10 protein-coding genes are annotated in these 5981 nt (G+C 70.7%); 7 read left to right on the forward strand and 3 right to left on the reverse strand.

All coding sequences use genetic code 11. The features are described from left to right. The 3 genes from ACWGIU_RS26960 to ACWGIU_RS26970 all read right to left on the reverse strand — a co-directional run. Positions 1-628, reverse strand: a 628-nt coding sequence (locus ACWGIU_RS26960; RefSeq protein ID WP_453709955.1) for a hypothetical protein, incomplete at its 3' end; no start/stop codon positions are given. A 377-nt stretch (positions 629-1005) separates the two neighbouring features. Continuing rightward, positions 1006-1287 (reverse strand): helix-turn-helix domain-containing protein, encoded by a 282-nt coding sequence (locus tag ACWGIU_RS26965; RefSeq protein WP_453709957.1) that lies wholly within the window; start codon positions 1285-1287, stop codon positions 1006-1008. Positions 1288-1381: 94 nt separating this feature from the next. Beyond that, positions 1382-2218 carry a GntR family transcriptional regulator gene (locus tag ACWGIU_RS26970; RefSeq protein ID WP_453709958.1) on the reverse strand — a complete coding sequence of 279 codons (837 nt, stop codon included), beginning with the start codon at positions 2216-2218 and terminating at the stop codon, positions 1382-1384. Positions 2219-2654: 436 nt separating this feature from the next. On the opposite strand from ACWGIU_RS26970, the gene ACWGIU_RS26975 reads away from it, so the two are divergent. The 7 genes from ACWGIU_RS26975 to ACWGIU_RS27005 all read left to right on the forward strand — a co-directional run bounded on the left by ACWGIU_RS26975 (position 2655) and on the right by ACWGIU_RS27005 (position 5910). Beyond that, the gene (locus ACWGIU_RS26975) at positions 2655-3050 is read left to right on the forward strand and encodes a WhiB family transcriptional regulator (protein WP_453709972.1); all 396 of its coding nucleotides are present in this window, start codon (positions 2655-2657) and stop codon (positions 3048-3050) included. Between the two features lie 83 nt (positions 3051-3133). Beyond that, complete coding sequence (locus ACWGIU_RS26980; RefSeq protein ID WP_453709960.1) at positions 3134-3742, forward strand: hypothetical protein; 609 nt, start codon at positions 3134-3136, stop codon at positions 3740-3742. Continuing rightward, entirely contained in the window at positions 3739-4194 is a 456-nt protein-coding gene (locus ACWGIU_RS26985; protein ID WP_453709962.1) for a hypothetical protein, read from the forward strand. The genes ACWGIU_RS26980 and ACWGIU_RS26985 overlap by 4 nt, the downstream gene beginning before the upstream one ends. A 4-nt stretch (positions 4195-4198) precedes the next feature. Then, complete coding sequence (locus tag ACWGIU_RS26990; protein WP_453709964.1) at positions 4199-5263, forward strand: hypothetical protein; 1065 nt, start codon at positions 4199-4201, stop codon at positions 5261-5263. Between the two features lie 223 nt (positions 5264-5486). After that, positions 5487-5627: a hypothetical protein gene (locus ACWGIU_RS26995; RefSeq protein WP_453709966.1), complete on the forward strand. Its 141-nt coding sequence runs from the start codon at positions 5487-5489 to the stop codon at positions 5625-5627. Beyond that, the gene (locus ACWGIU_RS27000; protein WP_453709968.1) at positions 5627-5761 is read left to right on the forward strand and encodes a hypothetical protein; all 135 of its coding nucleotides are present in this window, start codon (positions 5627-5629) and stop codon (positions 5759-5761) included. Before ACWGIU_RS26995 ends, ACWGIU_RS27000 begins: the two co-directional genes overlap by 1 nt. Beyond that, complete coding sequence (locus ACWGIU_RS27005; RefSeq protein ID WP_453709970.1) at positions 5758-5910, forward strand: hypothetical protein; 153 nt, start codon at positions 5758-5760, stop codon at positions 5908-5910. Before ACWGIU_RS27000 ends, ACWGIU_RS27005 begins: the two co-directional genes overlap by 4 nt. The last annotated feature ends 71 nt before the right edge of the window (positions 5911-5981 follow it).

The following is a 5981-nucleotide window of genomic DNA, read 5'->3' on the forward strand; positions in this document are numbered from 1 at the left end:
GGGTGACGCTACCCCCCTCTGATTCGACCTCCCCAGGGGTGGCGTCATGGGTGACGCCACCCCCCTGCTGGTCCTTCTTCGCCGGCTTCTTGCGGCGGGCATTCTCCTTCCGCCGCTGCTCAGCGCGCTTGGCCTGCTGAGCCTGCACCTGCTCGTCGTGGGCGGCACGCCAGCCGCTCAAGTCGAAGTCGGGGGCGTGCGCGGCCATCCACGCGTCGATGTCGAAGCCGGGAATCGTGTGTCCGTACCGGGCAACCAGTTGGGGTGGGGTACCCACCGGTGCCGGAACCCCGTGGATCAGCCACGCGTCGAAGATTTCGTACACGTTGGCGTCGTTCTCGTCTTCCTTGCCCTCCACCTTCCGGCGGTGGATCTTCACCAGCCCGATCTCCTGCTCCAGGTACGAGGCAGCGCGGTCCACCGTCTGCTTCGAGCAGTCCAGGCAATCGGCGAGGGCGGCGCGGTACGGATAGCCCTGGGACGTATCCCGGGAACTGACATCCGCGTACGACACGAGGAGGGGATACAGGCCCTTGGCCACGCCCTTGTTCAGGCCAGGGTCAGGGTCGCGCGCCACGCAGACGGCGAACATGCCGAAGCGGAGGCCGGTAGAGCCGGGTCGGCTCACGCTAGGGCGGTGCGAATTCGACGGCCGACGGCTCATCGGGCACCCCCAACGAAGATCAGCCGTGCGGGGACGGGGGTGAGACGTCGGCACGCTGGGTTGTAGCTAGCCTGAAAGACGTGCAGGTCAGACACGGGAAAGTTCTCCCCTGGTGGGGAGCCGTGGACGGCAGTGTGACCAGATAGGGCCCGGAGATAGTGGCCTCGGGATGAGAGGCTGCTTATCCTGGGTATCGGTGACCACGCGGGCCTAGGCCCACGGGCATCACCCCCGGCGAGGTCACCTCACCGGACACGACTCGGATTGCTTGGAGGCGTGCGAGTCGAATAGCTGTATCGAGGCCGTTCCTGTTGGCGCAGGGGCGGCCTCAAGCGTTTTCCCTAGGGCTCTCCGGAAGCGGCCGTGACGACCTCGGGATACCGCTGCGCCAGGCCGTGGAGCAGTTGGATGTACGCCGAGCGCTTCGGGCCCCGTCGGGGCTCGACAGAACCGGACTCCCACCGCAGAACGGCTAGAGGCTGCACCCCGATCGTCTCGGCCACCTGTTGCTGGGTGAGGCCGGCAGCGCGACGGAGAGGGGCGCGGACCGGTGCTGGCGGCAGCTCTGCGTGCTTACGCAGCAGCCCCTGTACCGCCGCCACGGGATCATGAACAGTCGTCATTCCTTCACCTCCACAAGGTAGATAGGCGAAACATACCTGGCCTGCATAGGGCGCGGGGCTTCGCTAGGCGTGTCGGTCCGCCCATTCTGGCTTCCTAGCCCTCGGGTGGAGTCTCGTAGTAGTCGCCCGTTGCCGGGGGCACCGGCCACTGGGCAGAGGCACCGCGAGGCAGCGGGTATCCGACCGCGAAGATCTCGGAGGACATTCGGATGTCCTGGACCTCGGCGATCCGTTCTGGCTTCTTCCCTTTTGCAGGGAAGAAGGTGACACGAAGGGCTCGTAGCAGCGGCACGCCAGTCGGCGGCATGACGAGCGCCTCGGCTTCCTCCGGCGTTGGCATACGGGCGGAGATTTCCTCGCGCCACTGGAGCGGCCTTCCCTGCCACTCCTCCAAGCGGTCATACATGCCACCAAGGCCTGTCCCGCCGGTGAGTTGCCGGAGCTCCTCGGTTACCCATGGAGAGATCCAGCTGTCCGCGAGCTGGCGGTGCGTTTCCACATCGGGGTCGCCGATGAGGCGCCGCCGGACAGTCAGCTCGTAGCCAGTCTCGACATCCAGGATGTCGGCGATGTCTGTTGGGACGGGAAGGGCCACAACTTTGGTGTTCTCGCCGTCGGGGTGAGGCAGGGGGCGCCAGTGTTGTGACTCCGGGCCGCTGTAGTAGCCGAGTTCATCTCGCTCGATCTGGCGTGTCCTGACGATGAGCCGCAGCCGGTCCGGGTGTTCGCGGACGACGGTGCCGGCGCGACGGCGGGATTCGATCAGTCCTTCGCGGCGGAGTAGCCCGTACGCCTTGCGCACCGTGATGTCACTGACGCTGTACTCCTCTGCGACATCGCGCATGAGAGGCAATGTCGCCCCCGGCGGGTACTCCCCCGAAGCGATTCGTTCGCGCAGGTCACGGGCGATTTCCTCGTACCTAGCCGCCATCGTCCGATCCCTCCATCGATCTTCCGAATGGGATTTAGCGTATACGAAAAGCTTGCACCCCACCGCTTATAGCGTATACGTTATCTCATGTCAGCCGGTGCGGCCCCTGGTTGGAGCCAGGGGCCGCACGGTGTCCTTCGCATTGGAGTGCGCAGGACATGAATTGTCCGACGTTGGAGCGCCGGACTGGCTGTCGGACCTGCCCATGTGTGTGGATGAGGGGACCGACTCTCGTGATGGTTGCAGAGAAGGGGCGCTGGTGGCGCCCCGGGCGGGGCGTGTGCCCCGCCATGGTGCGGACGGTATTACCGCCCCGGCACTGCACCGCCGGACCTGCTGAACTCCCCCAGGCGACGCCGGAGGCGTTGGGTCTGGGCGGGGACGAACTGCGTATCCGTGCGCGCTTGCGGGCACTGGGAGTGGAGCTGTGAGCCGGATGGTCGGGGTGCCCCCGCTTTCGCCGGGGTGGACCGCGGCGCGGCCGGCTGACTGGCTGGACCGGTTGTGGGCGTATGAGGACCTGGCCCCCGCTCCGGCGGTGCGCCGGGAGCGGTCGGGCGGTGCGGCCTGTGTTGGCGTGGACCCGGACGTGTTCTACCCGGAGCCGTGGGAGCTGACGGCGGGCGCGGCTGTGCCCTCGGAGGCGGAGCGGACGGCGCTGGCGTACTGCGACGGCTGCCCGGTTCTGGCTCGGTGCCTGAGCGAGGACCTGACCGCGTCCTCCACCCCCTCGAAAGTAATCGGGGTGCGCGGGGGAATGCGGCAGGCGGACCGGCGGGCGCTGCACGTGAAGTTGTTCGGCAAGCGGCTGCGGAACGGGGTGCAGCGGTGAGCGCGAGTTCTGCCGGGACTCCGGCCACGAGGGCGGCTCGCCGGGCGCGCCGCCGCCGTACCGCAGCCGGTCCTGCTGTTCCGGTGGCGGCTCCGGTCGCCACGGGCACGGCCCGCGCGACGATTGAGGCCCTGACGGGGCGTCTGGGCCGCGCGCAGATCACGGCCGGGATCACCTCGGCCGCCACCGCACTGGTGCCCCAGGACAGCAAGGGCCGCCGCTGGCTCGCCTACAACGGGACGGCCGCCCTGACCGGGCACGGCGCGCTGTGGCTCGCCACTGGCAACCCGATGGGGGCCGAGCCGCTCATGGCGGCGGCCGTCCGCTCCGTCCCGAACTGCGGGGCGTTCGTCATCACCTGCGCCGTGGCGTACGGGGCATGGAAGGCGACCGGCTTTCTGCGCGGCCTGCCCGGCCTGTTCGGGCTCGCTGTCCGCCCGGCCGCGGCCCTCGGGGCCGCGTTGTGGGGCCAGAACACCGCGCCGCTGATCACGGACGTGATGGCGGCGACCGAGCCGTGGTCCTCCATGCTCCTCCCGCTCATCGCGGCCGGGGCCCTGGCCGGCATCTGCTGGTGGGCCCTGGACTCCCGCTCGGCCGCATGGCGCGCCCCTGTCCGCTGGGCCGCCCGCATCCCTCTCGCCACGCTCGCCCTGGGCGTCGGCCTCTACGCCCCCGGAGGCACCCTGTGAACGCCCAGCAGATCGCCGCCGACGTCACCCTCGCCGCAGGGACCGGGTTCGCGGGGCCGATGACGTTGGCCGGCCTGACGACGGTCACCGGCACCGCCCTGTTGTTCGGGCTCCGCGGCTCCGACACGATCAAGATCGACAACAAGAAGAAGGCCACGGGCTGGGGCGTGGCGTTCAGCACGCTGGCAGTGGCCGCCGGTGGCACGTTCGCGGACGCCGTTCGCGGCGTGGCCCAGGTTCCGGTGACTTTCTCCGAGGCGGTGTCGAGCGGTGACCCGGGCCTGGGCTGCACGGCGATCCTGGTCACGCTGTGCGCCCTCGGGCCGCGCTGGAAGACCTTGTGGTGGCCCGCCCTGTTCGGCATCTCCGCCGGGTTCATCTACACGCAGGCGGGCGGCCTGTGGGCGGTCGGCCAGACCATCGGCCTCGCCATCGCGCAGAAGATCGGCTGACCCCGTGAGCGCCAGCGGCGAGGTCAAAATGATCTTGCAGGGGAGCGGCACGGTGGTGTCCTCCCTGCTGCGCGGCTCCGTCGTCCTCGCCGGTCGCATCTGCCGGTGCCTGCCCCGGCTGGTCGCCCTCGGCCCGGCGGTGTGGGCGATGGCGTGCCGCGACGCGGCGGCGACCGACGAGCGGCAGCAGCGCGCCTTCGAGGCGGCAGTGGCCGCCGCCCAGAAGGCGAAGGAGCCGGAGCCGAACGAGGCCGACGTCCCGCGGGTCTCCCCCGTGCGGCGCCCGGCGGGCGAGGCATTGGGGTTCCTCGCCGCCGCCTCCGTCGTGGGGTTCGGCGTGGCGGGCACCGTTTTCTCCGTCACGCTCCCCCGGCTGCTCACAATGATCCCGGACGGGATCGGCCCGTACGTCGCCGCAGCTGCCGCTGTGGGCTGGGCGGCCGCCGCACTCGCGGTCGCCCCACCCCAGCCGCCCGACGGCGACGACGACCAGGAGCAGCCGCAGAACGCAGAGGACGCTGAGGCGGCGGAACCGGTGCTCGACCGGGGAACAGCGCTGCTGCTGCACGTAATGGGCGCGCTGGCCGAGGCGGAGAGCGCGGGCCGGGCCGGGGTCCACTTGGACGTGGTGGTGGACTCCGCGGCCGCCGCCCGTCTGATCCCGGAGGACACGGAGGTGAGCGAGCTCCGTACCTGGGTGGAGGGCTGCGGTCTGCCGGTGGAGCCCAAGCTGGGCATGCGGATCGAGGGCAAGCCCACGACCCGGGTGGGGCTGCGCGTGGACGCGGCCACCTGCGTCCTCGGGATGGGGCCCGCGGACCTGCTCGCGGCCTACTTCCAGGGCCCCGTCCAGACCCCGGGGGAGACCCCCGCAGCCGCTGCTGCGGCCCCCGCCCAAGTGCCCGTTCGCGCGGTCGGGGAGAGGCACGCCGAGGCGGCCGCCGACACCCCCGCCGAGGCCTCGGTTCAGGCCCCGGCCGGCACCCCCGTACCGGCCGTCCTGCGGCTCATCCCGGGGGGTCTGCCGGAACCCGACCGGACCCCTTCCCCGGCCCTCTCCCAGAGGTAGATCCAGGGAGCCCGATAGACCGGCCTATCGGCCGTCTGACCTGCGGTTCTATCGGGCGCCTAACGGACCCTGACAGGACCCCTGACGGGGTCCCTGACACCCAGGACACCGGCCCCCGAGAAGGGGCCGGAAGCACCAAAAAGACGACCCCGAGGCGACCGGCTTTCTTGGCAGTTGGGCGGTCGCCCCGGGGCTCCCCATCCAAACGGACAGGAGTCCCATCATGGCACTTCGCAAGACGATGCCGATGACCCCCGGCACCCGCCCCGACCCGAAGCACGAGACGACCTACCAGTCCTCCCGCGGCGGCCACCACCCGACGCCGGCCAAGCCGGCCCCCGGCACCCCGAAGGACAAGCGCTGATGGCCCGCCACACGGCGCCGGTCTGCCACGGCCGCCAGATGAAGCCGGACAACAAGGCGCGGCAGTACACCTGCCGCAAGTGCGGCAGCTGGACCACCCGCTTCCTGGCCTTCGCCCCCAAGGGTGTCCGGTGAACGCGGCCGAGGCGGCCTACCAGGCCGCGCTCGCGCAGCAGACCCAGGCCCGTCAGCAGGCCGAGGCCGCGGCCCAGGCCATACGGGACGCGCAGGAGGCGGCCGCCGCGCTCGCCGCCGACATCGCGGCCCACCTCGGCGGCCACTGACCAACCGCCGTACCAGCCGCGGAAGAGCACCCGGTTCGGGCGAGCCACCACGGTCCAGCTCGATCCGGCGG

The organism is Streptomyces sp. NPDC054840, from assembly GCF_053611065.1.